This is a genomic window from Streptomyces sp. NPDC018833 (assembly GCF_044390825.1).
Taxonomy (GTDB): Bacteria; Actinomycetota; Actinomycetes; order Streptomycetales; family Streptomycetaceae; genus Streptomyces.
In genome coordinates, this window is sequence record NZ_JBIRZM010000029.1 from 1 (window position 1) to 24,470 (window position 24,470).

A 24,470-nucleotide genomic window follows, 5' to 3' on the forward strand; every position below is an offset into this window, starting at 1 on the left:
TCCGACTCTATCAGATCTTTCCGACCCGATTTCCTCGGTGCTTTCCAGTTCTTCGCTTTCGCGCTTCCCTTTCCAGCGGCTCCGACTTTATCAGAAGCATTTCGGCCGACCAAATCGGCTTCGTGATTCGGATAAAGCTTCGGAATGGCTTCTCGGGAACCCAGTCCCGGCGGAAGCGAGAGAGACTCTAGATGTTCACGCCCGAGCCTGTCCAGCCCCGGCAACTGTCCAAATCTACCTCCCCACGCATGCCGTGTCAACGGGTTCGCGGGCGAAGAGGAGAGTAGCAGCTCAGAGGGCCTCTACGCACATCCGCCCGTCAGGCTGCGGACGGGAGTTCCGCGCTGCGGTCCGGCTCAGCGACGTCACCCGTCTCCCCGGCCCGTGCCGCTCGGCCGCCGAGGATGTACACGTAGGCGAGAAACGCCAGCTCAGCGACGATGCCGATCGTGATCCGGGCCCAGGTCGGGAGGCCGGACGGCGTCACGAATCCCTCGATCACGCCGGAGACGAAGAGGACAAGGGCCAGACCTATCGCCATCCCGATCGCGGCCCGGCCCTGCTGGGCGAGGGCGGTCCGCCGGGTCTGCGGGCCGGGATCGATGACCGTCCAGCCCAGCCGAAGGCCGGTTCCGGCAGCGACGAACACGGCCGTCAGTTCCAGCAGCCCATGCGGAAGGATCAGGCCGAGGAACGTGTCGAGGCGGCCGGCGGACGACATCAGGCCGATGCCGACTCCCAGGTTGAGGACATTGATGAACAAAATCCAGAGGACCGGGAGGCACAGGAACGCGCCGAGCGTCAGGCACATGGCCGCGGCCTGGGCGTTGTTCGTCCAGACCTGGGCGGCGAACGACGCCGCGGGGTGGCTGGAGTAGTACGTCTCGTAGTCGCCGCCCGGCTTGGTCAGCTGTCGCAGCTCCTCGGGGGCCGCGATCGCGGACTGGACCTCGGGGTGCGTGCCGATCCACCAGCCGATCACGGCCGCCAGCAGCGTGGAGAGGACTGCCGTCGGTATCCACCAGTGACGGGAGCGGTAGACCGCTGCCGGAAAACCCGCGGTCAGAAAAGTGACGACGTCCCGCCAGCCGGCCCGTCGGCTGCCGGTGACCGTGGCGCGTGCCCGGGCCACGAGCTGGGTGAGCCTGCCCGTGAGCATCGGGTCCGGCGCGCTGGACTGGATGAGAGAGAGATGCGTGGCCGTGCGCTGGTACAGGGCGACGAGTTCGTCGGCCTCGGCTCCGGTGAGATGGCCCCCTCGGTGCAGGAGGTAGTCGAGACGGTCCCACTCTGCGCGGTGGGCGGTGACAAAGACGTCGAGGTCCATGGTCGGCTGCTGCTCCAGGCACTGGGTGCATAGGGTCCGTACTACTGCGGCATAGGGTCCGTACTACTGCGGCGCACTTCCGGTCAGCTTGGCAGACTGAAGATTCACGGGGCAGGGAAGGCCGAGGAACGCGAGGGGTGGCTGCGGTGAGCGGGCTTGTGACGGGGGACGCGGTCGTACTGGGACTGCAGCCTGCGAGGTTGCCGAGCCGGGCGCTCGCGCTGGCGATCGACCTCGTGGTGGTGTGGACGGCATACCTGCTGGTTTCGATCGGGCTGGCAGTGGCCACAGCGTCCTTGGACGAGGCCGCGGTCATGGCGGTGTCGATCGCGGCGTTCCTGCTGGTGCTCGTGGGTGCGCCGATCGCCGTGGAGACCCTCAGTCATGGTCGGTCACTGGGCAAGCTGGCCTGTGGGCTCCGGGTCGTGCGGGACGACGGCGGGCCCATCCGCTTCCGGCATGCGCTGGTGCGAGGAGCGATCGGGGTCGTGGAGATCCTCATGTCGTTCGGGGTCATCGCTCTCATCGCCTCGCTGGTCTCGGCGCGGGGGCGGCGCCTCGGCGATGTCTTCGCAGGGACGCTGGTCGTCCGTGAGCGCGTGCCGGCAGCACGCGCGGCACTGGTCGTTCCGCCGCCGCCTCCGTGGCTGGTCGGGCGGTTCTCCGAACTCGCGCTGTCAGGCGTTCCTGATGATCTGTGGCTCGCCATACGCCAGTACCTGACGCGCATGCGACAACTGGACACCGCCGTGAGCTGGTCCATGGCGCAACGGCTGGCCGGGGACCTGGCCGCCCGCACCGGAACGCCGGTTCCTCAGGGTGCACCGCCCGCTGCGTATCTGGCGGCCGTGGTGAACGAGCGGCAGGCGCGTGATGCGCGACGTGCCTTCGCCGCGGCGGCCAGGTCCGCCGACGCGGACAGCCGTGCCGCCCTGGGTCGGGGGGGCGCTGCACCGGCGCCGTCGCGAGGGCCTGCGTCGGCGGGACCGGCGGCGGCTGGGCCCGCGGGGCCTGGCATCACCGGCCAGGAGTCCGTCGGATCCGGAGCGGCCTGGGCGAGTCCCGGCGCGGCCGCCGGGATCGGCGTCGGCAGCGGGACCGATGCACACCCGGTGGCCGCCACCGCGGTCCCCGACAAGACGGCCGGGCCTCGTCCGGAGCCCGTCGACGTGAAGCCGCCGTCGTCGAGCGGATTCGCGCCGCCCGCCTAGACGGTCGGGCACCGGGACGACCGAGCGGCTCCACGACTGGGCGACCTGCGACCGGACGACGCCGCCGGTCCGGCCGGTGAGTGGAGCGACCGCTGCGGGCGGGGACGTCAGGGGAAGACCGACGGCGGACTTTCGAGGTCTTCGAGTTCGATGCCCGGCGCTGCGAGGACCACGTCGCCGGCGATGTGGACGGTGTGCTGTTCACCGGTGTCCAGGGCGCTGACCTGGTATTCGTCCACGGTCAGGGGGGCGTTGTCAGTGGTGTGCGCTTCACTCTTCACCAGGGCCCAGGACTGGTCGACCGTACGGGGGGCGAGGACCGGGTCCGTGAAGGCGACCAGGCGTACGCGGGTCGCGGGGGCGGAGGGGGTGAGGCGCAGCAGGCGGGCGGTCGCGACGAGGAAGGCGGGGGAGGTGCCGGTGAAGGCATGGGCGCGCACATTGCCTTCCGTGGCATGGGCCCCGGAGGGGTCGGTCCGGACCCAGGTGACACCGTCCAGGGCGGCACCTCGGACCTGCCAGTCCGCTGCGTGGAGTTCGAGCCGGATGGGGCGGCCGAGCTCGTCGAGGGCCAGATCGACCGTGCCGACCTGATCGCCGGAGGGGGTGAGTGTGCGGGAGACGTAGCGCCAGCCGGAAGGGCCGGGGGCGCATTGGAAGTGCTCTTCACCGAGGGGGTTGTGATCGTGCGGATCATGGAGCGAATAGCGGCCGCGGGGCATGGGGCGTGGGTGTCCTTGTGCGGTGAGGCTCGGCGGCGTGGCGACACGTCCTGACGCCCGGACCGTTCGAGGAGAGGTACGGGGCAGGCCCCCGACACGGGGGTGCGGGGGCCTGCCTTGTACCGGTCACGTCCGCCGCCCTCTCGGCGGCGGTCCGGCCGTCGAGGATCAGTGATCAGTGATCAAGGACGAGCGGAGGTGATCAGTGGAGCGATCGTGATCAGTAGCGGTAGTGGTCGGACTTGTACGGGCCTTCGACCTCGACGCCGATGTACGCCGCCTGCTCCGGGCGCAGGGTGGTGAGCTTGACGCCGAGGGAGTCGAGGTGGAGACGGGCGACCTTCTCGTCGAGGTGCTTGGGCAGCACGTAGACGTCGGTCGGGTACTCCTGGGGCTTGGTGAACAGCTCGATCTGCGCCAGCGTCTGGTCCGCGAAGCTGTTGGACATCACGAACGACGGGTGCCCGGTGGCGTTGCCCAGGTTGAGCAGTCGGCCCTCGGACAGGACGATCAGGACCTTGCCGTCGGGGAAGGTCCAGGTGTGGACCTGGGGCTTGACCTCGTCCTTGACGATGCCGGGCAGCTGCGCCAGGCCGGCCATGTCGATCTCGTTGTCGAAGTGACCGATGTTGCCCACGATCGCCTGGTGCTTCATCTTGGCCATGTCGGAGGCCATGATGATGTCCTTGTTGCCGGTCGTGGTGATGAAGATGTCGGCCGTCCCGACGACCTCGTCGAGCGTGGTGACCTGGTAGCCGTCCATGGCCGCCTGCAGGGCGCAGATCGGGTCGATCTCGGTGACGATCACCCGGGCGCCCTGGCCGCGCAGGGACTCCGCACAGCCCTTGCCCACGTCGCCGTAGCCGCAGACCACGGCCGTCTTGCCGCCGATGAGGACATCGGTGGCGCGGTTGATGCCGTCGATCAGCGAGTGCCGGCAGCCGTACTTGTTGTCGAACTTCGACTTCGTCACGGCGTCGTTCACGTTGATCGCCGGGAACAGCAGCGTGCCGTCACGGTGCATCTCGTACAGACGGTGGACACCTGTCGTCGTCTCCTCCGTGACACCACGGATCTCCGACGCGAGCTGCGTCCACTTCTGCGGGTTCTCGGAGAGCGTGCGGTTGAGCAGGCGCAGGATGTACGTGTACTCCTCGCTGTCAGCGGTCGAGGGGTCGGGAGCGGAGCCCGCCTTCTCGAACTCGACGCCCTTGTGCACCAGGAGGGTGGCGTCACCGCCGTCGTCGAGGATCATGTTCGGGCCGCCGGTGGGGGTGTTCGGCCAGGTCAGCGCCTGCTCCGTGCACCACCAGTACTCCTCCAGCGACTCGCCCTTCCAGGCGAAGACGGGGACGCCCTGCGGGTCCTCGGGGGTGCCCTTCGGACCGACGGCGACGGCGGCCGCGGCGTGGTCCTGGGTGGAGAAGATGTTGCAGGAGGCCCAGCGGACCTGGGCGCCGAGGGCTACCAGGGTCTCGATCAGGACGGCGGTCTGCACGGTCATGTGCAGTGAGCCGGTGATGCGGGCACCGACCAGCGGCTGGGCGTCGGCGTACTCCTTGCGGATCGACATCAGGCCGGGCATCTCGTGCTCGGCGAGAGTGATCTCCTTGCGGCCGAAGGCGGCGAGGGAAAGGTCGGCGACCTTGAAGTCCTGGCCGTTGGCGACAGTCGACATGCGAGCTGCTCCTCGTGGTTCGGGTCGAGGGTGGGTACGGCTTGCTCTGCGGCGGGCCCGGGCATACGAATGCCCGGGAGTCCGCAGGACAGTCCGTCGGAGGCCCTCTCTCCCTCGGCCGGTCCGCGCGGGACCGCCCGACCGCCATCAGCAGCGACGTCTGAGTGGTTACGAATCTACACCGATCAGTCCAGTCGGCCCCAGCCCGCCTGGGCCTGGGTTCCGGCCACTTTCAGAGCGTCGGGGCCTGGTCGGGCAACGCCTTCCGTGCATTTGATGTGGCTGGAATCTGTTGCACGTTGCTCCGGGATCGCTCCGGGCTCGTTCGAAATCGGCCAGAGATCGGTCGGGATCGGTCGGGGTCGGACGCACCGGTCCGGGAGTGTCCGGGAACGTCGGGGAACGGTCCGGCTCGCGAGCATGGGAACGGCCCCGGACCGGTGTCGTCCAGGGCCGTTCCCCATGAGTCGGAGGCTCAGTGGCCGGCGTCGCCCGGTGCCTTGCTCGGGTCGGCGCCCGCCGATGCCGACGACGCGTTGTAGATGTCCGGCTCCAGGTAGATCACGCGCGCGATCGGCACGGCCTGACGGATGCGGTCCTCGGCGGCGTTGATCGCCTCGGCCACCTCGGCGGCCGTGTCCTCGTGCTGGACGGCGATCTTCGCGGCGACGAGCAGTTCCTCCGGGCCGAGGTGCAGCGTGCGCATGTGGATGATGCGCGTGACCGCGTCACCGTCCACGAGGGCGGCCTTGATCTTCTCGATGTCCTCTGTGCCGGCGGCCTCGCCGAGGAGCAGGGACTTCGTCTCGGCGGCGAGCACGATCGCGATGATGATCAGCAGGACACCGATGCACAGGGTGCCGATGCCGTCCCAGACGCCGTTTCCGGTGAGCAGGGCGAGTCCGACACCGCCGAGGGCGAGGATCAGACCGACGAGCGCGCCCAGGTCCTCCAGCAGGACGACCGGCAGCTCGGGGGCCTTGGCGCGGCGCACGAACTGCGTCCAGCTGAGCTTGCCCCGCAGCTCGTTCGACTCCTTGATGGCGGTGCGGAACGAGAATGCCTCGGCGATGATCGCGAAGACCAGAACGCCGACCGGCCAGTACCAGGCCTCGATCTCGTGGGGGTGCTTGATCTTCTCGTAGCCCTCGTAGATGGCGAACATGCCGCCGACGGAGAAGAGCACGATGGAGACGAGGAAGGCGTAGATGTAGCGCTCGCGCCCGTAACCGAAGGGGTGTTGCGGGGTGGCCTCGCGCTGGGCCTTCTTGCCGCCGAGCAGCAGCAGTCCCTGGTTGCCCGAGTCGGCGACCGAGTGGACGCTCTCCGCGAGCATCGACGACGATCCGCTGAAGAGGAACGCCACGAACTTCGCTACCGCGATCGCGATGTTGGCGGCGAGTGCCGCCACGATCGCCTTGGTGCCGCCTGACGCGCTCATGTGTTCCGGGTGTCCCTTCGTACTGACGTCGATCGCTTCCGGGGCTTTGCCCGGCCTTTGCGGTGCGCCATTGTTGCAGCACCCCGAAGCGGCCCTGTCTCAGGCCACCACTGTGGCGCGGAAGAGCGTGCCAGGGCCGCCGTCGGTGCCCGTGATACACACGGTCTCGCCGGCCGGTACGAAGGCCGATTCGCCCGGGGCGAGCACCAGCTCACCGGCCATCACGCCGCCAGCCGTGCACAGCAGGATCTGCGGAGTCGCGGCCGTGAGGTCGCAGGGCATGGAGTCGGAGGCCAACACGAAGCGGGAGAGCCGGAACTCGTCGATCGGGGTGTCGTACACCTCCTCGCCCGCCGGTGACTGCTCGGGACGCAGCACGCCGGGGTCGTTCGCCTCGAAGCGGACGATGCGCAGCAGCTCGGGTACGTCGACGTGCTTGGGCGTCAGGCCGCAGCGCAGCACGTTGTCGGAGTTGGCCATGATCTCGACACCCAGTCCGGACAGGTAGGCGTGCGGGACTCCGGCACCGAGGAACAGTGCCTCGCCCGGCTGCAGTTGGACGTGGTTGAGGAGCATGGCGGCGACGACGCCCGGGTCGCCGGGGTAGTGGCGCGCGATGACCGCGTAGGGGGCGTAGGGGCCGCCGAGGCGGTTGGCGGCGGTCGCGGCCTCGTGGACGGTGGCGGCCATTTCCTCGCGGTCGGCCGTCAGTACGGCGGTGAGGACCTCGCGGAGCGCGGCCTCCTCGGGGTGGGCATGCAGCAGGTCCACGTACGGCTTGAGGGAGTCGACGTCGAGGCCGGCCAGCAGATCGGCCGCCTCGATGGGGGCGCGGAAGCCGCACAGGCCGTCGAAGGGCGTGAGCGCGCAGATCAGTTCGGGCTTGTGGTTGGCGTCCTTGTAGTTGCGGTGCGGGGCGTCGAGGGGGACGCCCGCATCCTGTTCGGCGGCGTAACCGGCCTTGGCCTGGTCGAGGTCGGGGTGGACCTGGAGAGAGAGCGGGGCGCCGGCCGCGAGGAGCTTCAGCAGGAACGGCAGCCGGGGGCCGAACTTGGCGACGGTCGCCGCGCCGAGCTCCCGTTCGGGTGCCTCGGTGATGACCTCGGAGAGCGGCCGGGCCTTCTCGCCGCCGCGGCTGACGTGGGAAGGCGCGCCGGGGTGTGCGCCCATCCACATCTCCGCCTGCGGCTCGCCGGTGGGAGTGACGCCGAGCAGTTCCGGGATGGCGGTCGTGGACCCCCAGGCGTAGGGGCGCACGGTGTTGGCGAGGCGATCCATGGTCTTCCCTGGTCCTTCTGCGGTACGGCTTGTGTGCGGTACGGCTGGTCTGCGGTGCACCGGACCCGGTACGGCGGCTCGGTACCGCTGGTCTGCGGTGCACCGGACCCGGTACGGCGGCTCCAGTACGGCGATCCGACGCGTCGGCTCCGGTACGGCGGCTCCGGTACATCGGCCCTTGATACGGCCGGGCCGCGTCCGGGGAGTGTCCGTCCGGCGGATCCCCGGTGTCGGAGGGGTGTCCGCTGGGCGGTGACCTATGCCTGGTCGCCCGCGCCGCGGTCGCCGGAGTCGGCCAGCGCCAGGTACACGGCGGCGAAGTCGGTCACGGCGAGCAGCTCCGCGATCGATTCCAGCTCGGAACCGTCCTCCGGTTCGAGCTCGCTGATCGGCGTGTCGTGGCCGAGGGCGAGTTCGCGTGCGGCCGGCGCGGCGGTGAGCCCGCCCGCGGGCCGGTCCCGCAGCAGGACGATGCGGGCACGCATCGCCTGCTGCTCGTCGACGCGGTCGCGGAAGAAGTCGTCCGGATCGGCTCCCGCCGCGAAGTCTCCGACCAGGAGCACGCCGTGGGCGGGCAGGGCCTCCGGCAGCTCGGCGGCGAGCGCCGGCCGACCGGCGAGCTCGGCGAGGACTGCCGCGAAGCGGCGGCCGGCGGGGGCCGCGCCCGTGCCCTCCGTCCAGATGAGGGGAAGGCTGTCGGCGAGCTCGGCGGCCAGGGTCTTGGCCGGGTTGCTGTAGGTGGCGATCGCGGGGCCGCACCGCTCGGCCATGCGGTCCAGCCGGTCGGCGACCTTGGCGAGCATCTCGGGGGGCGCTTCGACGAGCCCCAAGCGGTCGAGGAGGCTCAGCAGCGGTGTCAGCAGGGCCCACAGCGCGCCGGGGCTGGCCGCCTGCCCCTCCTCGTACAGCTCGTAAGGGGCGGTGGCCATGGGGACGACCATGCCGTGCGTGCCGCCGACCGCCTCGGACAGCGGTGAGGTGCGGGGTGCGACGGCGACGACCGTGCAGCCGCGCCGGTACGCCTGTTCGGCAAGCTGGGCGAGGCCCGGTTCGCTGCCGTCGTTCGTCGCGACGAGCAGCAGGTCCAGCGAGCCCGCCCAGCCCGGCAGGGCCCAGCGAAGCGCGCCTGCGGCGTGGGCCACGCCTGTGGGTCGCAGGGCGATGACAGGGGCGGATGCACCAGCGAGGGCGCCGATGAGGTCGGCGACGCCGACGGCCGCGGTGCCGGGCCCGGCGACGAGGACGGCCCGGGGGCGTCCCTCGGGATTGAGCTCGGCGATTCCGGCCTCGGCCGCGTGCCGGGCGGCGGAGCGTACCCGCGCACCGGCTTCGGCGGCGCCGCGCAGGAGGCCTCGGTGGTCGATGCGGGCGAGAGCTTCCGGGGCGTCGAGGAGCGACTCGTCGAGCATGGGGTGGGGCCTCCGATCGCCGTACGCGGGCGGGGGGTGTGTGCGGTTGTGTAGGACGGTCCCGCCCTAGGAGGGGCGGCGGGCCTCGTCGACCAGGAGGACGGGGATGCCGTCCCGTACGGGGTAGGCCAGGCCGCAGTCCGTGCCGGTGCAGATCAGCTCGGGGGTCTCGCCCGCCGTGCGGTCGTCGAACGGGGCGTGGCACGCCGGGCAGGCGAGGATCTCCAGGAGGCCGGCTTCGAGCGGCATGTCAGCGGTGTCCCTTCGGGCGTCTCGCAGGTCCGGAGTGCGGCGTTCGGCCGTATCGGACGTGCGGTCACGGTCTGGCGGATCAGGCCTCGTCAGCCTACCGCCGGGAAGTGGGGTGCGGCTCGTTCTGACCACGCCCCCGGAGCGTGTGGTGCCGGGAGCGTGCTGCGAGGGGCGGCCGGACGTCCGAGACCGGGTCGGGGGCGGGCGGACGTGGCCGGCCGGCTCGGGGCCGACAGCCTTCGGTCGTGGGCGGTCCGGTCGAGTGGGATCGGGTGGGGTCGGGTGGGCCGCCAGCGCCGCGTCGTGGGCGGTCGGGTCCGGTCGAGTCGGGGGGCCGCCACGTCGGGGCCCACAACACCGCGTCGGGGTCGACGGGGTCGGCGTGGTCGGGTCGGCGGCAGGGAGGGGGCCGGGCAGCCACCGGGAAGGGGCGGGGTCAGGCGCGGACCAGGGCGAGGACCTCGTCGCGGATCTTCGTCATCAGCGCCTCGTCACGCGCCTCGACGTTGAGCCGCAGCAGCGGCTCCGTGTTGGAGGCGCGCAGGTTGAACCACCAGTCACCGGCCGCCACGGTCAGCCCGTCCAGGTGGTCGGTCGTCACGCCCTCGCGTGCCGCGAAGGCCTCCCGTACCGCAGCCGCCCGGCCGGCCTGGTCCTCGACCTGCGAGTTGATCTCCCCGGAGGCGGAGTAGCGGTCGTAGCGGGCGACCAGCTGGGACAGCGGGCGGTCCTGTGAGCCGAGGGCCGCGAGCACGTGGAGGGCGGCCAGCATGCCGGTGTCGGCGTTCCAGAAGTCGCGGAAGTAGTAGTGCGCGGAGTGCTCGCCGCCGAAGACGGCACCGTGGCGGGCCATCTCCTCCTTGATGAACGAGTGCCCCACCCGGGTGCGCACCGGCTTGCCGCCCTGCTCCCGTACGACCTCCGGGACCGACCAGGACGTGATCAGGTTGTGGATGACCGTGCCGCCCGGGTGCTTGGCCAACTCGCGGGAGGCCACCAGCGCGGTGATCGCGGACGGTGAGACGCCCTCGCCGCGCTCGTCGACGACGAAGCAGCGGTCGGCGTCGCCGTCGAAGGCCAGGCCCAGGTCGGCGCCCTCGGCGACGACACGGGCCTGGAGGTCGACGACGTTCGCGGGGTCGAGGGGGTTGGCCTCGTGGTTGGGGAACGTGCCGTCGAGCTCGAAGTACATCGGGACGAGCGTGATGGGCAGGGCGCCGAAGACGATGGGCACGGTATGGCCGCCCATGCCGTTGCCCGCGTCCACGACGACCTTCAGCGGGCGCATCGCCGACAGATCGACGAGCGACAGCAGGTGGGCCGCGTAGTCCGTGAGCGTGTCACGCTCGGTGACCGTGCCGGGCCGGGCGGCCGGCTCCGGACCGCCGTCGGCGGACCAGGCGGCGACCAGGTCGCGGATGTCCGCGAGACCGGAGTCCTGGCCGACGGGGGCGGCGCCTGCGCGGCACATCTTGATGCCGTTGTACTGCGCGGGGTTGTGCGAGGCGGTGAACATCGCGCCCGGCAGGCCGAGGCGTCCGGAGGCGAAGTACAGCTGGTCGGTGGAGCACAGGCCGATCAGTGTGACGTCGGCGCCGCGTGCCGCCGCGCCGCGGGCGAAGGCCCTGGACAGACCGGGCGAAGACGGTCGCATGTCGTGGCCGACGACGATCGCGTCCGCGTCGGTCACCTGCACGAACGCGGCGCCGAAGAGTTCGGCGAGCCCCTCGTCCCACTGATCCGGCACCACTCCGCGGACGTCATACGCCTTCACGATCTGCGACAGATCAGCAGCCACGGCCCAATCCTCCTGAAGTCTTGCAGTCGCATCAAACTACCCGCAGGCGGCGGGGCCGGCTGCCCCGGACCTGACTTCGCTCCCCACGACCTGCGAGAGCGCGCTCCTCGGGGCCGGTCCGCATCCGCCGGGCTCGGCGACAGGGCATGCCGGTGGACGGCCAACGGGCGGTGAGGACGGGCTGGTTGGCCCACGTGCGGGCGGCAGGCTCGTGACGCGAGGGGGTGAGGCCGGACGCCAGGCTCGCGGCGAGGGGGGCGTAGGCCAGGACGCCAGGCTCGCGGCGAGGGGAGTGCAAGCGAGAACCGCCGGCTCGTGTTGAAAGAGGCGCGAAAGGGACGGAGGCGAGGGCGGTGGCTCAGTTGTCCGGGGAGCGCAGTACCCGCAGGTGGCCGCGGCGCGCGACCTCCATCGGGTCCGCCGAGCGGCGTCCGCCCTGTCTGCCCGCCTCTGCCGTACGGCTCTGGGGGCGGGCGGCCTCCCGCACCGCGTTCGCCAGCGCCTCGAGGTCGTCGCCGCTGGGACGTGCCGGGGCGGAGCCGTCCGTGAGCCGGACGACCTCCCAGCCGCGAGGGGCGGTCAGCCGCTCGCTGTGCTCGGCGCACAGGTCGTAGCAGTGGGGCTCGGCGTAGGTGGCGAGCGGGCCGAGGACCGCAGTCGAATCGGCATAGACGTACGTCAGTGTCGCGACGGCAGGGCGGCCGCACGCGGTGCGCGAACAGCGACGTACAGGGCTCACGACGTTGGACGGTACCGCACTCTTGAGCGGGCTGCGACGACTCTCCACCAGGTCACTCCCCCGTGTCGTGGTGTGGCATCCGACAAAACGGCTGTTCCGGCAACTCGCCTGACCTGCACGGAAAGAGAACCACATGAGCGACGTCCGCGCAGGAGCCGGTCATGACTTGGGGTGAATAATGTCAATCGGACCGAGATCACCGGTCTCCTGATGCGCGTAATCGAGCCGAACCTTGGCCGGAACGGTCAAGCGGCGACAACCGGCGGTGGCGGGGGCCGGGCGACGATCGCCGCCCGCGCCGGAGAGTTACCCTGCGTCAGTGATGGACAGTCCTGTACCGCCCCGCCCGACCGAGCCGAGACCGCGCCGCCGCGACCGCCACGGCCGGGGCATGCGCGGGCCCGTCGCCCCGCCGCAGGTCCCCCTCGCCGCAAGCCGCGCGGAGAGCTTCCGTGACCTGGTGCAGGACTCCGTCGAGCGGCTCGAGCGGCGCTGGCCGCAGCTGGCGGACGTCGACTTCCTCGTCCTGGACGTGCCGGGCTCACCGGACGATTCGGTCCCGCTGGGCAGTGCGGAACCGGCCGCCAAGGACCGGCCGGCGCGGATCATGGTCTACCGGCGGCCCGTCGAGATCCGGACGAAGAACCGCGACGAACGGGCTCTGCTGGTGCACGAGGTCGTCGTCGAGCAGGTGGCGGAGCTGCTGGGCCTCTCTCCGGAGTCCGTCGACCCGCGTTACGGCCAGGACTGACCCGCGCGCCCCCCGCGCCGTACGCATCCGGCTCCGTCACGGTGTGTCGCCGGGCCGACGCGTACGCCGGCCCGGGATCCGGTCCGCGGGTCGCGCACCGGGCCGCGACGGCCCGCCCGCCCTCAGTCGTCCAGTACCGACAGGTCCTGCTCCGCCTCCGGGACGACCACCGTGCCACGGTCGTCCGGCAGGGTCTGGACCGTGAACATCGGGACGCCGTTGTCCGCGATCTCCAGCGTGCGCGAGGCGTGCACCGGTCCGCCGGACAGCGTTTCGACCGTCACCGCGTACGAGCCCTTCAGTCCGGCCGGCACCGGCGGGACGATCGCCAGCGTCGTGCCAGCCTTCACCGTGTACGTCTTGACGGCCTGCGCGCCCGCCCCCGTGCCCGCCGAGGCGGTGACCCTGACCTCGGCCGCCTTGCCTGGGGCGATGAGCGAAAGGATCGAGCCCTTCGCGCGGTTGTCGGCGGCCGTGGCGCGCTCGCCCACCGGCGCCGCGGCCGGGATGAAGGCGATCTCCTTCTTCTCCCCCTTGCCGCGCACCACCCTCAGTGCCGCCACGAAGGGGGTGGCACGCCCCTTGTCGGCGGGGCCGAGGATCAGAGAGCCGGCCTCGTTCTTGGTGACGTCGGCGAGGTCGACGGTCGCTGTCATCCCCGACTTCACGTGCAGGGTCTCGTGCCCGGCCGGGGTGATCGTCCCGGTGGGACCCGCCAGTTGGACCTTCAGGTCGGCGTCGTCGTCGCCCGGGGCGAAGGCCACGAGCTGCACGGATGTGGCGTCCGAGGGGATGCCGGGCAGCACGGCGGTGCCGTCCGGGTCGGCGGAGGCGGCGAGCCAGTCACTGCCCTCGGCCTCGTCGGCAGCCCGTACGACGGCGCCCACGCGGCCCGTACGGGTGGTGACATGGACGGTCACGTCGTCGGCCTTGTCGGAGGTGAGCGTCGAGAGCAGCACGGGAACGCTGGAGCCGGCCGGGACCGTGATGCCCTCGGTGAGCGTGCTCTTGAGCGCACCGTCCTTGCCGTACACCTCGATGTCGGCGACGGCGCCGGACTCGTCGGGGTTGGTCAGGTGCACATAGTCCTGCCGCCCCTCGGCGAGGGAGGCGCCGGGGAACCAGAAGTCGGTGTCGGGCGCGGTGCAGCTGACACCGAGCAGCCCCCGTCCGCTGCCGGCGGGGATCGACGTCGTCTGCTGGGTGGTCCAGCCGGGGGCGAGGGAGCCGGTGGCGGTGCCGACGAGGGCGGGAGCCTCGCCGCCGTCCACCTCGGCGGACACGGGCTTGCCGGGCTCCTTCACGGCCACGACGGCCTTGTCGGGGGCGGGTTTCTTCGCGGCGCCCGATGCCTTGTCCCCGTCCTTCTTCTTGCCGTCCTTGGCCGGTGCGGCATCGGTGTCGGCCAACGCGGCCGCCGACGGCCTCAGTTCGGCCGAATCCGCCTCTGCACCGTCCTTGTGTCCCGCACTCTTCTCGCGCGCGGGCGTGAAAGACGTGTACCGGGTCTCGGCGAGCTCGGAGCTGCTCGGCGCGGGGCAGAGCTGGCTGGAGCGTTCCACCGGCAGGGGCAGTGCGAGGTCCCCCCGGGTGGACTCGGTGCCGTCCGGGGCGGCCAGTGTCGCGAATCCGGTGACCGCCGCGAGGGCGGTGGCGACCGCGATCAGGGAGATGGTCGTGCGCTTCACTCTGAATCGCCTCGCGTCGTGCCGGGGGCCTGGGCGGGCGGCTCGGGGTACGCGCCGCCGTCGGGGTACTGCTCGCCGTGTGCGTACGGGTCGTGGTGGCGGTCGTCCTGCGGGTACTGGTCGGTGCCGTAGGACGCCGCCCCGTACGAGCCGTCCTGATAGGGCTGCTGATACGCGCCGTCGCCGTAGGACTGCTGCTCGGAGCCGTAGGACTGCTCGGAACCGTAGGACTGCTCCGAACCGTAGGACTGCTCCGAACCGTAGGACTGCTCGGGCGAGCCGTAGGGCTGCCCACCGGCGTACTGGCCGCCGGGGTACTGCTCGTTGCCGTACGCGTAACCGCTCTCGTCGCCGTAGGCGGGCTGCCCGGTCTGCTCGGACTGCCAGTCGCCGTACGGCTGCTGCTGCGGAACGGCCGCGTAGGGCGCGGCCTGTTCGTCCGGGGCGGCGGTGAAGGCGCCGTGGCCGTCGGCCTGTTGGGCGTACGGATCCGGGTCGGGTGCGCTGTCCTGGGCGGCCGCCGCCTCGGCCTCGGCCTGGGCGCGGAGCCGGCGTGCCCGGCGGCCCTCGCCCGCCTCCGGCTGGAGCGGAACGGCGAGTTCCTCCTCCGGCAGGTCGTCGTCGATCTCGCGACGCCGGCCGGGCAGCGCGAGTACCACCAGGACGAGGGCGAGGAACGCCTGGGCCCAGATCCACGCGGTGTGCGTCGCCGGGTCCTCGTACGTCAGGTCCAGCCGACCGCCCTCCGCGGGCAGTTCGAAGCCCTGCGCCCAGCCGTCGACGGTCGTCTTCTCCAGTGCCTGGCCGTCCAGCGTGGCCTGCCAGCCCGCTGCGGCGTGGTCGGCGATGCGCAGGACGCGGCCGGAGCCGCCGGTCGGGACCTCGGTGTGCGCCTCGACGGCGTCCGAGGCGACGGGCAGCGGATCGCTCCTGCCGTCGACGATCGTCGCGCGGGCGACCTGGCGGTCCACCCGCCACAGCGCGCTGCCGTCGAGCTGGCTGAGCCGGCTCAGTCCGGGGGTGGCGTCGAGGACGCGGCCGGTCTGGCGGGGCACTCCGTCGCGTACGAGCACGTAGCGGATCGCGTAGCCGCTGAGCTGGTCGGTCTGGTCGGCGCCGGAGCCGGCGACCAGGTGGGCGACGATCTTGTCCAGGCGGGTGTCGCCGCCGCCCGCCTCGGCGAGCTCGGCGTCGCCCAGGCGGCCGCCGGAGCCGCGCACCAGCGTGTAGGAGACCTTGGCGGCCGATGTGCCGCCGAGGACGAGGGTGCGGGGCTGGTCGCGGGTGTCGCTCTCCTCGGCGACGAAGGCGGGCACCTGCACGGGGTCGCGGCGCGTCAGCGGGCCCGCGGCGCCGTCGATCATCCAGCCGGCCGCCGCAGCGACAGGGGCGAGCGCCGCGGCGAGCGCGACCAGGACGGCGACGGGCTGGCGCCAGCCGAAGTCCTGTGCGGCGACGCGGGTACGTCCGCCCTCGGCACCGAGCACCGCCGCGGACAGCAGTGCGATGCCCTGGACGAGGGTGGCGGGCCCGGCCCAGCCGGAGCCGTTCGTCAGGGCCGCGAAGACCAGGGCGATCAGGGCGACCGCCCAGGAGATACGGATGGCGAACTGTCGTTCCTCGCGCAGCAGGGCGGCGAGCGCGGCCAGCACGATGCCGAGCATCAGGATGCCGCCGGCGGCGCCCGGGCCGCCGGGGCTGATGCCGAGCAGGTCCAGGGCGTCGGCCGATCCGCTGCCGAACGCCAGACCCGCCTCGCGGAAGAACCCGGAGGGGTTGCTCAGCAGGGACAGCGACCAGGGAGCGAGGACGAGCACCGGGGTGCCGACGGCGGCGAGGAAACGCAGCGCGTAGGCGGTGATGTCGTCCCGGCGCAGGACGAGGACGGCGATCCCGGTGACCACGGCCAGCGGCCACACGACGGGCGTGAAGGCCATGGCGAAGGTGAGCAGCAGGGCGTAGGCCCAGGTGGCCCGCCAGCCGCCGCGGCCGCCGCCCTTGATCCGCAACCCGTGTGCGGCGACGGCGGCCCGGGCGATGAGCGGCAGGACGATCGCGAGGACGGCGGTGCCGAGGCGGCCGGTCGAGAGTGCTCCGGTCGCGGCGGGCAGGAAGGCGTACGCGATGCTCGCCCAGGCGCGCAGCAGGCGGGACTCGACGATGGGCCGGGACGCGAAGTAGGCGGTGAGGCCCGCGAGCGGGACCGAGCAGACGAGCAGCACGGTCAGGGCGAGGCCGGTGGAGCCGAGGAACAGCACGGACAGGACGGCGAGGACCGCGAGGTACGGAGGTGCCGTCTGGGTGCCGCCGGTGCCGACCGGATGCCAGCTGTCCGCGTAACGGCTCCACAGATCCGCTACGTCGGCAGGCGCGGGCAGCAGGGCACCGCCGGCCAGTGCGCCGCCGCCGAAGAGGCCGCGGCAGGCGACGAGGGAGACGAGGAGGAGCACGGCGAACAGCAGCGGTCCCGGCTTGCGGGCGATCTTCTTCAGCCGCGCGAACTGCTCGATCTCCAGGAACTCCGCGTCGTCGCCGCCGGGGCCCGACTCGACGGCGCCGTGCCGGGAGCCGCCGGAATCGGCGTCCGAACCGCCGAAGCCCGAGACGACCTGTTCGACGGTGGCGCGGACGGTCGCGCCGGGCGGCGGGAACAGGGGCCGCAGCTCGCTCGCGTCCACGTCCCGCCGTGCCCGTCTGCGGCGGCCTGCGAGGATCCGCTCGGGCCGCAGCAGGACGCCGGAGAGTCCCATGACCTCGTCGACGGCCTGGCCCGGCACCTTGCCGACGAGATAGGCGAGGGTGCGCAGCAGGGTGCCGACGACGAGGCGCAGCAGGACCCAGGGCAGGGCGACGCCGCGCGCGTTGGTCAACAGGGTGTAGACGGCGCCGGCCTTGTCGACGCGGTGCGGGCTGGCGACGGACCGGCCCGCGCAGTCGACGGTGCGCCGCTCCCGGGCGGCCGCCTCCGCGTGGCGCAGTACGGCGCCGGGGGCGACGAGGACCCGGTGTCCGGCGCTGTGGGCGCGCCAGCACAGGTCGACATCGTCGCGCATCAGGGGCAGCCGCCGGTCGAAGCCGCCGAGTTCCTCGTACACGTCCCGGCGGATGAGCATGCCCGCCGTGGAGACGGACAGGACCGAGCGGATCTGGTCGTGCTGGCCCTGGTCCTGCTCGCGCCGGTCGAGACCGGTCCAGCGGCGGCCGCTGTTGGCGATGGAGACGCCCGCTTCGAGGAGCTGCTTGCGGTCGTACCAGCCGCGCAGCTTGGGGCCGACGATCGCCGCGTTCGCGTCGGAATCGGCGACGCGCAGCAGCTCGGCGAGTGCGGTGGGCTCGGGCGCGCAGTCGTCGTGGAGGAGCCACAGCCACTGCACGGGTTCGCCGTGCGGCAGCTCGGGCATGTCGTACGCCTCGTCGCGCCATGTCCTGGTGACGGGGTCCCAGCCGCTGGGCCGCTTCAGGTAGGGCAGGTCGTCGGCGTTAAGGACACCCGCGGTGCGGGCCGCCTCGTCGACGGCCATGCCGAAGCCGGTGCGGCGGGCGAGGTGCAGGACGCGGTCGGGGCCGAGGGAGTCCGTGAGCATCTGCGCGGAGTCGTCGGCGCTACCGGTGTCGGCGGCCATGACGTTCTGTACGGGGCGTTCCTGGCCGAGCAGTCCGGCGAGGGCATCGGGAAGCCAGCGTGCGCCGTCGTGGGAGACGAGCACGGCGGTGACGACGTGTCGCGGGAACTCGGGCGCGTGTGCCGGGACAAACGCGGCTGTGGTGGCGGACATCGAGGTACGGGCCCTCCGGCCAAGGTCGCCCCGAAGGGGCGTTGGTGCGTCACGGACGGGGCCCCACACTAACGGCTGACATGTCAGCGGTCCGCCGCCTGTGCACCGGGCACAGACGGCGGACCGTTCGCTTTGTGGTAAGTTGCACCTTTTGGCCGGACACCGACCGGCCCGTGGTCGGCGGGCGGCGCATCGGTCGATCAGCGGCGCATCGGTTCAGACAGCGGCCTTCTTGAGCCGGCGGCGCTCGCGCTCCGAGAGGCCGCCCCAGATTCCGAAGCGCTCGTCGTTGTTGAGGGCGTACTCAAGACATTCGGAGCGGACTTCGCAGGCGAGGCACACCTTCTTCGCCTCCCTCGTGGACCCGCCCTTCTCGGGGAAGAAGGACTCGGGATCGGTCTGGGCGCACAAGGCGCGCTCCTGCCAGCCGAGTTCCTCGTCCGCGTCCTCGACCAGCAGTTGCTGGAACAGCTCGGTCATGTGCGCCCCTCGTCTGTCTTTGCGTCCCCGTGATGTTGCCGCGATCGTTTTCGGCCGAACGACACGAGTGAAATTACAAGTGTGTGGCTCCGGGCCAGTCAAGCCACGATCTGCTATTGGGCCCGGTATTCACTCTGCGGAACCAAGGCTATGCGGAAAGTGTTCAAATCACCAAAAACCTGACACATGCCAGCGGCCTGGTCCGCACCCCCTCCCCCACGGAGGGGAGACGCCCCTCACGAAGGGAAGACGTCGCAAACATTGATCTTGTTGCAATCAAGCCATCAAAGCGATCCGGATCACAGTACGGTCACGGCACGCCAACAGCGTTTGCGAGCACGGTTGCTGGCGCATGTCTCCTGGTCCGGCACTGCACAAACCTTTCTCTGTTCGCGGTAACCGGATGTGATGAAACATTGCCGCCAAATCGGGCATTGAGTTGACATGGGGTAAGGGGAGCAGTCACCTTTGATCCCATGCCAGCGACCTCAGCGCCCCTCGCGACCCGCCTTCGCGGGTTCCGCAGCGCTGTCCAGGCCCGCTGTTGCTGTTCCAGCTGTTGATGCCCACGAGCTCCAGCTTTCCTTCTCGCATTTCTGCTCCGCCTCCCCCGGGCTCCGGCCGGGGAGACCCCCGCACGCATCTCTGCCGAGGAACCCCACGCATGAACAGCGACAGCGACCTCCAGATCGCCGGCGACATCCTCGCCGTACAGCACCTGCTCCAGCCCGCCCGTGAGCACCCGGCCACCGTGGCCGAGTTCGCCGGACTCGCCCGCTCCATCGCCGCCGACCGCGCGCGCTGGGAGCACCTCGTCGAGTACGACGCGACCTCGCGCTGGTACCACCGGCTGCAGACCGGTCCCGGCTACGAGGTCTGGCTGCTCAGCTGGGTCCCCGGCCAGGGCAGCGGTCTGCACGGCCACGGTGCCTCCTCCGGCGTGCTCACCGTGCTCGACGGCGCGCTGACCGAACGCACCGAGGGCGGCGAGCGGTCCCTGGGCGCGGGAGCGCAGCGGGTCTTCGCCCCCGGCTATGTGCACGAGGTCGTCAACGACTCGCTGGAGCCGGCCGTGAGCCTCCACGTGTACTACCCGGGCCTGACCGAGATGCCGATGCACACCGCGGCCCGGTGCACCCAGGGGTCCGTTCCCGGCGCGCACGAGTCCGTTCCGGCCTGAGGCGCCGTCGCCGCGCCTGCCAAGATGGGCGCATGCGCATTGTGGTTCTGGCCGGCGGTATCGGCGGCGCCCGTTTCCTTCGCGGTCTCCAGCAGGCCGCGCCCGAGGCGGACGTCACGGTGATCGGCAATACCGGTGACGACATCCATCTGTTCGGGCTGAAGGTCTGCCCCGACCTCGACACCGTGATGTACACCCTCGGCGGTGGCATCAACGAGGAGCAGGGCTGGGGACGCAACGACGAGACGTTCCAGGTCAAGAGCGAACTGGCCGCGTACGGCGTCGGGCCCGAGTGGTTCGGGCTGGGCGACCGCGATTTCGCCACGCACATCGTCCGCACCCAGATGATGAGCGCCGGCTACCCGCTGAGCGCCGTCACGGAGGCGCTGTGCGACCGGTGGCAGCCCGGCGTACGGCTGCTGCCGATGTCCGACGACCGCGTCGAGACACATGTCGCCGTCACCGTCGACGGTGAACGCCGGGTCATCCACTTCCAGGAGTACTGGGTCAAGCTGCGGGCGTCCGTGGCCGCCGAGGCCGTCGTGCCGGTCGGCGCGGACCTGGCCAAGCCGGCGCCCGGCGTGCTGGAGGCGATCGCCGAGGCGGACGTCGTCCTCTTCCCGCCGTCCAACCCCGTCGTCAGCATCGGCACCATCCTGGCCGTCCCCGGCATCCGCGAGGCGATCGCCGAGGCGGGGGTGCCGGTCGTGGGCCTGTCCCCCATCGTGGGCGACGCGCCCGTGCGCGGCATGGCCGACAAGGTGCTCGCGGCGGTCGGTGTCGAGGCGACCGCGGCGGCGGTCGCCCGCCACTACGGCTCCGGGCTGCTCGACGGCTGGCTCGTCGACACCGTCGACGCGGCCGCCGTGCCGGACGTCGAGGCGGCGGGCATCCGCTGCCGCGCCGTACCGCTGATGATGTCCGACACCGAGGCGACCGCGGAGATGGCGCGCGCGGCTCTGGCGCTGGCCGAGGAGGTACGGGCGTGAGCTCGGCCTCCTACCGGGTGTGGGCGCTGCCGGGCATCGGTGAGATCCGGCCGGGGGACAACCTCGCCAAGCTGATCGCGGCGACCACGCCCGGACTCGTCGACGGCGACGTCCTGCTCGTCACCTCCAAGATCGTCAGCAAGGCCGAGGGCCGGGTCGTCGAAGCCGCGGACCGCGAGGCGGCGATCGACGCCGAGACGGTACGCGTGGTCGCGCGGCGCGGCGACCTGCGCATCGTCGAGAACCGCCAGGGCCTCGTCATGGCCGCGGCCGGGGTCGACGCCTCCAACACTCCCCCGGGCACCGTGCTGCTGCTCCCCGTCGACCCGGACGCCTCGGCCCGCGCGATCCGCGACGGGCTGCGCGACGAGCTCGGCGTCGATGTCGGGGTGATCGTCACGGACACCTCCGGGCGGCCCTGGCGAAGCGGACTCACCGACGTCGCGCTCGGCGCGGCGGGGGTGCGTGTGCTCGACGACCTGCGCGGCGGCACGGACGCGTACGGCAACCAGCTCAGCGCGACCGTGGTCGCCACCGCCGACGAACTCGCCGCCGCGGGTGACCTGGTGAAGGGCAAGGCCGAAGGGCTGCCCGTAGCGGTCGTCCGAGGGCTCGCGCACGTGGTCGACGACGCCGGGCCGGGGGCACGGGCTCTGGTGCGGGACGCGGCCGACGACATGTTCCGGCTCGGGACGTCGGAGGCGGTACGCGAGGCGGTGACGCAGCGGCGCACGGTCCGCGAGTTCACGGACCAGCCGGTGGACGGCGGCGCCGTGCGGCGCGCCGTCGCGGCGGCGGTGACGGCGCCGGCACCGCATCACACGACGCCGTGGCGCTTCGTCCTGCTGGAGTCGGAGGCGTCCCGCGTCCGCCTGCTCGACGCGATGCGCGACGCGTGGGTCGCGGATCTGCGGCGTGACGGCGCGTCGCCCGAGGCCGTCGCGAAGCGGGTCCGGCGCGGGGACGTCCTGCGGCGGGCGCCCTACCTGGCGGTGCCCTGCCTGGTCGCCGAGGGCGCGCACACGTACGGCGACGAGCGCCGGGACACGGCCGAGCGCGAGATGTTCGTGACCGCGGCCGGCGCGGGCATCCAGAACTTCCTGGTGGCGCTCGCGGGCGAGCGGCTGGGCTCGGCATGGGTGTCGTCGACGATGTTCTGCCGCGAGGTGGTACGGGAAGTGCTGGCCCTGCCGGCCGCCTGGGACCCGATGGGCGCGGTGGCAATCGGCCACCCGTCGTCCCGGCCGCGGCCGCGGCCGCCCCGCGAGGCGTCGTCGTTCATCGAGGTGCGGTAGCCCGGGGGTTGCGTTCCTGTGGCGGGGTCTGGCCCGGGGCCTGCGCCCCGGCCCGGGTGGCGGCAGCCGAGGGCCCCGTGCCCACGCACGCCACGCACGCCGCCGGGGCCCTCGTCACAGATCGGCGGCGAGCCCAGCAGCAAGCCCCTCGGACAGCTGACGCCCGCCCCGGACAGCGGGAAGACCCCCGCACCGACGCCCACGCCGCAAGTCGGCGACCGAGCCCCGGCAGCCGAAGGTCCCGTGCCCACGCCGCCGCGGAGCCCAACGACCGATCGGCGGCGGCGAGCCAAGCGACACGCCCGGCACGGCCGGCACGGCCGGTCGTCACCAGGCCGCGATGTCCACCCGGCGCATCTTCGGTTGGCGGCGGGGTGGGACGCCGGAAGAGAGCAGGATCAGGCGGGATGCGCGGTGGCGGTGGCCCTCGTAGGGGGACAGCAGGTCCAGCATCGTCGCGTCGTCCGCGTTGCGGTCGCCCGCCAGCGCGTAGCCGACGATCCGTGGCAGATGGAGGTCGCCCACCGTCACCGCGTCGGGCGCGCCGTTGCTGCGCTGCACCGTCTCGGCCGACGTCCAGGGGCCGATGCCCGCGATCAACTCCAGCCGGGCCATGGCCTGTTCGGCGGCCATCGTCGCCGCCTCCTCCAGGCGGCGCGCCACCTTCACCGCGCGCAGGATCGTCGAGGCACGCTTGTTGTCGACGCCCGCGCGGTGCCACTCCCAGGACGGGATCATCGCCCAGCCGCGCGGATCCGGCATGACGTACAGCCGTTCGTCCGGGCCCGGTGCCGGCTCGCCGTACCGGCGGACCAGCAGCCGCCACGCCCGGTACGCCTCGTCCGAGGTGATCTTCTGTTCCAGGATCGACGGGATCAGGGACTCCATCACCAGCCCCGTGCGCAGCAGACGCAGCCCCGGGCGGCGGTGCTGCGACGCGGCGACCAGGCGGTGGCGCGGTGTGAAGTCCTCGGGGGTGTCGGACGCCCCGAGCAGGTCGGGCAGCCGGTCGAGGAGCCACTCCGCGCCCGCTCCCCACGCCTCGGCCTCCACCACGGCGCCCCGGAGGGCGACCCGCAGGGTGCCGGGGCCCTCGGGCGTACGGCTGGCCCGCCAGACCGAGCCGTCGGCCGTCGTGCGGAACGTCGGATCGGCGGGCCCGCGGCGCAGCGGTCCGAGGACCAGACCGAGGTCGAGTGGCCACGGCGGCGTCCACCGCCGGGTGCGGGCTGCCGACACCTGACGGGGTATCGCGGCGGGTACGCCTGTCGCGCCGCCGCGCACACCCGCGCGGCCGGCGCCCGGTTCGAAGCGTCCTGCCATGCGCTCAGGCTACTGGTCCGAGGAGAAGCGGACCGCGGCCGCCGGGAGCACCGCGTCGCACCACACCCGCGCGCCGTCCCTGAGCTCGTTGTCCTCCCCGACGACCGCGCCGTCCCCGACGACCACGCCGGACAGCACCGTACGCGCGCCGATCCGCGCGCCTTCGCCGACGAGCGAGCCGGATATCACCACGCCCGCTTCCACGACGGCACCCGCGAGCACCGCGCTGCCGTCGATACGGGCGCCCTCGCCCACCACGGCTCCCTCGCCGACGACCGTGCCGCCGGTCAGCTTCGCTCCGGTGGCCACGCGCGCCGACGGCAGGACCAGCCGGTCGCCGCGCCGGCCGGGGACCGCCGGGGACGGGGCCCGGCCGAGGACGAGGTCGGCGGAGCCGCGCACGAAGGCGTGCGGGGTGCCGAGGTCGAGCCAGTACGTGGAGTCGACCATGCCCTGCAGATGGGCTCCCAAGCGCAGCAGTTCCGGGAACGTCTCGCGTTCGACGGAGACGGGCCGGCCTGTGGGGATCGTGTCGATGACCGAGCGGCGGAAGACGTAGGCACCGGCGTTGATCTGGTCGGTGACGATCTCCTGTGGCGTCTGCGGTTTCTCCAGGAAGGCCGTGACGCGTCCGGTGGCGTCCGTCGGCACGAGTCCGTAGGCGCGCGGGTCGTCGACGCGGGTGAGGTGGAGGGATACGTCCGCGCCGGTCGAGCGGTGGGTGTCGATCAGGGTGCCGATGTCGAGGCCGGTGAGGATGTCACCGTTGAAGACGAGCACGGGAGCGTCGGGCCCGGACCGCAGGCGGGAGGCGACGTTGCGTATCGCGCCGCCGGTGCCGAGCGGTTCCTCCTCGGTGACGTACTCCAGGTGCAGGCCGAGCCCCGAGCCGTCGCCGAAGTACGGCTCGAAGACCTCGGCCAGGTAGGAGGTGGCGAGCACGATGTGCTCGACGCCCGCGGACCGTGCCCGCGCCAACTGGTGGGTGAGGAAGGGGACACCGGCCGCCGGGACCATGGGCTTGGGTGTGCGGACGGTGAGCGGACGCAGCCGGGTGCCCTTGCCTCCGACCAGGAGAATCGCTTCTGGGGCCTGGTTCAATGCGGTCTCTGCTTCCTGCTGGGGGCCGGGCA

General features: G+C 72.0%; 20 protein-coding genes. 5 read left to right on the forward strand and 15 right to left on the reverse strand.

Annotated elements, in window-relative coordinates:
• Together ACH5AF_RS34415 and ACH5AF_RS34420 are read right to left on the reverse strand one after the other, a co-directional pair.
• On the reverse strand, positions 1–224 hold a 224-nt coding region (locus ACH5AF_RS34415; RefSeq protein WP_398907376.1), incomplete at its 3' end, for a hypothetical protein.
• A gap of 95 nt (positions 225–319) precedes the next feature.
• Positions 320–1,327 (reverse strand): stage II sporulation protein M, encoded by a 1,008-nt coding sequence (locus ACH5AF_RS34420; protein WP_398907378.1) that lies wholly within the window; start codon positions 1,325–1,327, stop codon positions 320–322.
• 146 nt (positions 1,328–1,473) lie between these two features.
• On the opposite strand from ACH5AF_RS34420, the gene ACH5AF_RS34425 reads away from it, so the two are divergent.
• A complete protein-coding gene (locus ACH5AF_RS34425; RefSeq protein WP_398907380.1) occupies positions 1,474–2,538 on the forward strand; it encodes an RDD family protein in 1,065 nt (354 codons plus the stop codon).
• A gap of 107 nt (positions 2,539–2,645) precedes the next feature.
• On the opposite strand, the gene ACH5AF_RS34430 is transcribed toward ACH5AF_RS34425, so the two are convergent.
• The 8 genes from ACH5AF_RS34430 to ACH5AF_RS34465 form a co-directional block, all read right to left on the reverse strand.
• Positions 2,646–3,260 (reverse strand): hypothetical protein, encoded by a 615-nt coding sequence (locus tag ACH5AF_RS34430; protein WP_398907382.1) that lies wholly within the window; start codon positions 3,258–3,260, stop codon positions 2,646–2,648.
• A gap of 220 nt (positions 3,261–3,480) precedes the next feature.
• Positions 3,481–4,938 carry an adenosylhomocysteinase gene (gene ahcY, locus ACH5AF_RS34435; protein WP_398907383.1) on the reverse strand — a complete coding sequence of 486 codons (1,458 nt, stop codon included), beginning with the start codon at positions 4,936–4,938 and terminating at the stop codon, positions 3,481–3,483.
• A gap of 475 nt (positions 4,939–5,413) precedes the next feature.
• Positions 5,414–6,379 carry a cation diffusion facilitator family transporter gene (locus ACH5AF_RS34440; RefSeq protein ID WP_398907384.1) on the reverse strand — a complete coding sequence of 322 codons (966 nt, stop codon included), beginning with the start codon at positions 6,377–6,379 and terminating at the stop codon, positions 5,414–5,416.
• A gap of 99 nt (positions 6,380–6,478) precedes the next feature.
• Complete coding sequence (gene manA / locus ACH5AF_RS34445; RefSeq protein ID WP_398907385.1) at positions 6,479–7,657, reverse strand: mannose-6-phosphate isomerase, class I; 1,179 nt, start codon at positions 7,655–7,657, stop codon at positions 6,479–6,481.
• A gap of 257 nt (positions 7,658–7,914) precedes the next feature.
• The gene (locus ACH5AF_RS34450) at positions 7,915–9,066 is read right to left on the reverse strand and encodes an SIS domain-containing protein (protein ID WP_398907387.1); all 1,152 of its coding nucleotides are present in this window, start codon (positions 9,064–9,066) and stop codon (positions 7,915–7,917) included.
• A 66-nt stretch (positions 9,067–9,132) separates the two neighbouring features.
• Positions 9,133–9,315, reverse strand: coding sequence for a Trm112 family protein (locus tag ACH5AF_RS34455; protein WP_398907388.1), 183 nt, complete (start codon positions 9,313–9,315; stop codon positions 9,133–9,135).
• Positions 9,316–9,754: 439 nt separating this feature from the next.
• Positions 9,755–11,116, reverse strand: a complete 1,362-nt coding sequence (locus ACH5AF_RS34460; protein ID WP_398907390.1) for a phosphomannomutase/phosphoglucomutase — start codon at positions 11,114–11,116, stop codon at positions 9,755–9,757.
• A 358-nt stretch (positions 11,117–11,474) separates the two neighbouring features.
• On the reverse strand, positions 11,475–11,903 hold the full coding sequence (locus ACH5AF_RS34465) for a DUF3499 domain-containing protein (RefSeq protein WP_398907392.1): 429 nt from the start codon (positions 11,901–11,903) through the stop codon (positions 11,475–11,477).
• A gap of 274 nt (positions 11,904–12,177) precedes the next feature.
• Between ACH5AF_RS34465 and ACH5AF_RS34470 the strand changes: the two genes are divergently transcribed.
• Entirely contained in the window at positions 12,178–12,606 is a 429-nt protein-coding gene (locus ACH5AF_RS34470; RefSeq protein WP_398907419.1) for a metallopeptidase family protein, read from the forward strand.
• 122 nt (positions 12,607–12,728) lie between these two features.
• Here the strand turns inward: ACH5AF_RS34470 and ACH5AF_RS34475 are convergent, their stop codons facing one another.
• The 3 genes from ACH5AF_RS34475 to ACH5AF_RS34485 form a co-directional block, all read right to left on the reverse strand.
• A complete protein-coding gene (locus ACH5AF_RS34475) occupies positions 12,729–14,294 on the reverse strand; it encodes a DUF5719 family protein (protein ID WP_398907393.1) in 1,566 nt (521 codons plus the stop codon).
• On the reverse strand, positions 14,291–18,070 hold the full coding sequence (locus ACH5AF_RS34480; RefSeq protein ID WP_398907394.1) for a glycosyltransferase: 3,780 nt from the start codon (positions 18,068–18,070) through the stop codon (positions 14,291–14,293). The genes ACH5AF_RS34475 and ACH5AF_RS34480 overlap by 4 nt, the downstream gene beginning before the upstream one ends.
• A gap of 216 nt (positions 18,071–18,286) precedes the next feature.
• Positions 18,287–18,550: a WhiB family transcriptional regulator gene (locus ACH5AF_RS34485; protein WP_018846780.1), complete on the reverse strand. Its 264-nt coding sequence runs from the start codon at positions 18,548–18,550 to the stop codon at positions 18,287–18,289.
• A gap of 664 nt (positions 18,551–19,214) precedes the next feature.
• Here ACH5AF_RS34485 and ACH5AF_RS34490 point away from each other — a divergent pair.
• Genes ACH5AF_RS34490 through ACH5AF_RS34500 form a run of 3 tightly spaced genes read left to right on the forward strand, consistent with a single transcriptional unit; the run spans position 19,215 to position 22,014 of the window.
• On the forward strand, positions 19,215–19,730 hold the full coding sequence (locus ACH5AF_RS34490) for a cysteine dioxygenase (protein WP_398907396.1): 516 nt from the start codon (positions 19,215–19,217) through the stop codon (positions 19,728–19,730).
• Between the two features lie 32 nt (positions 19,731–19,762).
• Positions 19,763–20,719, forward strand: a complete 957-nt coding sequence (cofD, locus tag ACH5AF_RS34495) for a 2-phospho-L-lactate transferase (protein ID WP_398907397.1) — start codon at positions 19,763–19,765, stop codon at positions 20,717–20,719.
• A complete protein-coding gene (locus tag ACH5AF_RS34500; protein WP_398907399.1) occupies positions 20,716–22,014 on the forward strand; it encodes a coenzyme F420-0:L-glutamate ligase in 1,299 nt (432 codons plus the stop codon). Before cofD ends, ACH5AF_RS34500 begins: the two co-directional genes overlap by 4 nt.
• Before the next feature lie 327 nt (positions 22,015–22,341).
• Here the strand turns inward: ACH5AF_RS34500 and ACH5AF_RS34505 are convergent, their stop codons facing one another.
• Positions 22,342–23,337, reverse strand: a complete 996-nt coding sequence (locus tag ACH5AF_RS34505; protein WP_398907400.1) for a DNA-3-methyladenine glycosylase family protein — start codon at positions 23,335–23,337, stop codon at positions 22,342–22,344.
• Positions 23,338–23,346: 9 nt separating this feature from the next.
• The gene (locus tag ACH5AF_RS34510) at positions 23,347–24,438 is read right to left on the reverse strand and encodes a sugar phosphate nucleotidyltransferase (RefSeq protein WP_398907402.1); all 1,092 of its coding nucleotides are present in this window, start codon (positions 24,436–24,438) and stop codon (positions 23,347–23,349) included.
• Between the last annotated feature and the right edge of the window lie 32 nt (positions 24,439–24,470).

Excerpts from the sequence above, each read along its gene's own strand:
- ACH5AF_RS34420 (WP_398907378.1), bottom strand. The coding sequence starts at position 1,327 with ATGGACCTCGACGTCTTTGTCACCGCCCACCGCGCAGAGTGGGACCGT.
- ACH5AF_RS34430 (WP_398907382.1), bottom strand. The coding sequence starts at position 3,260 with ATGCCCCGCGGCCGCTATTCGCTCCATGATCCGCACGATCACAACCCC.
- ahcY (WP_398907383.1), bottom strand. The coding sequence starts at position 4,938 with ATGTCGACTGTCGCCAACGGCCAGGACTTCAAGGTCGCCGACCTTTCC.
- ACH5AF_RS34440 (WP_398907384.1), bottom strand. The coding sequence starts at position 6,379 with ATGAGCGCGTCAGGCGGCACCAAGGCGATCGTGGCGGCACTCGCCGCC.
- manA (WP_398907385.1), bottom strand. The coding sequence starts at position 7,657 with ATGGATCGCCTCGCCAACACCGTGCGCCCCTACGCCTGGGGGTCCACG.
- ACH5AF_RS34450 (WP_398907387.1), bottom strand. The coding sequence starts at position 9,066 with ATGCTCGACGAGTCGCTCCTCGACGCCCCGGAAGCTCTCGCCCGCATC.
- ACH5AF_RS34455 (WP_398907388.1), bottom strand. The coding sequence starts at position 9,315 with ATGCCGCTCGAAGCCGGCCTCCTGGAGATCCTCGCCTGCCCGGCGTGC.
- ACH5AF_RS34470 (WP_398907419.1), top strand. The coding sequence starts at position 12,178 with ATGGACAGTCCTGTACCGCCCCGCCCGACCGAGCCGAGACCGCGCCGC.
- ACH5AF_RS34480 (WP_398907394.1), bottom strand. The coding sequence starts at position 18,070 with ATGTCCGCCACCACAGCCGCGTTTGTCCCGGCACACGCGCCCGAGTTC.
- ACH5AF_RS34485 (WP_018846780.1), bottom strand. The coding sequence starts at position 18,550 with ATGACCGAGCTGTTCCAGCAACTGCTGGTCGAGGACGCGGACGAGGAA.
- ACH5AF_RS34490 (WP_398907396.1), top strand. The coding sequence starts at position 19,215 with ATGAACAGCGACAGCGACCTCCAGATCGCCGGCGACATCCTCGCCGTA.
- cofD (WP_398907397.1), top strand. The coding sequence starts at position 19,763 with ATGCGCATTGTGGTTCTGGCCGGCGGTATCGGCGGCGCCCGTTTCCTT.
- ACH5AF_RS34505 (WP_398907400.1), bottom strand. The coding sequence starts at position 23,337 with ATGGCAGGACGCTTCGAACCGGGCGCCGGCCGCGCGGGTGTGCGCGGC.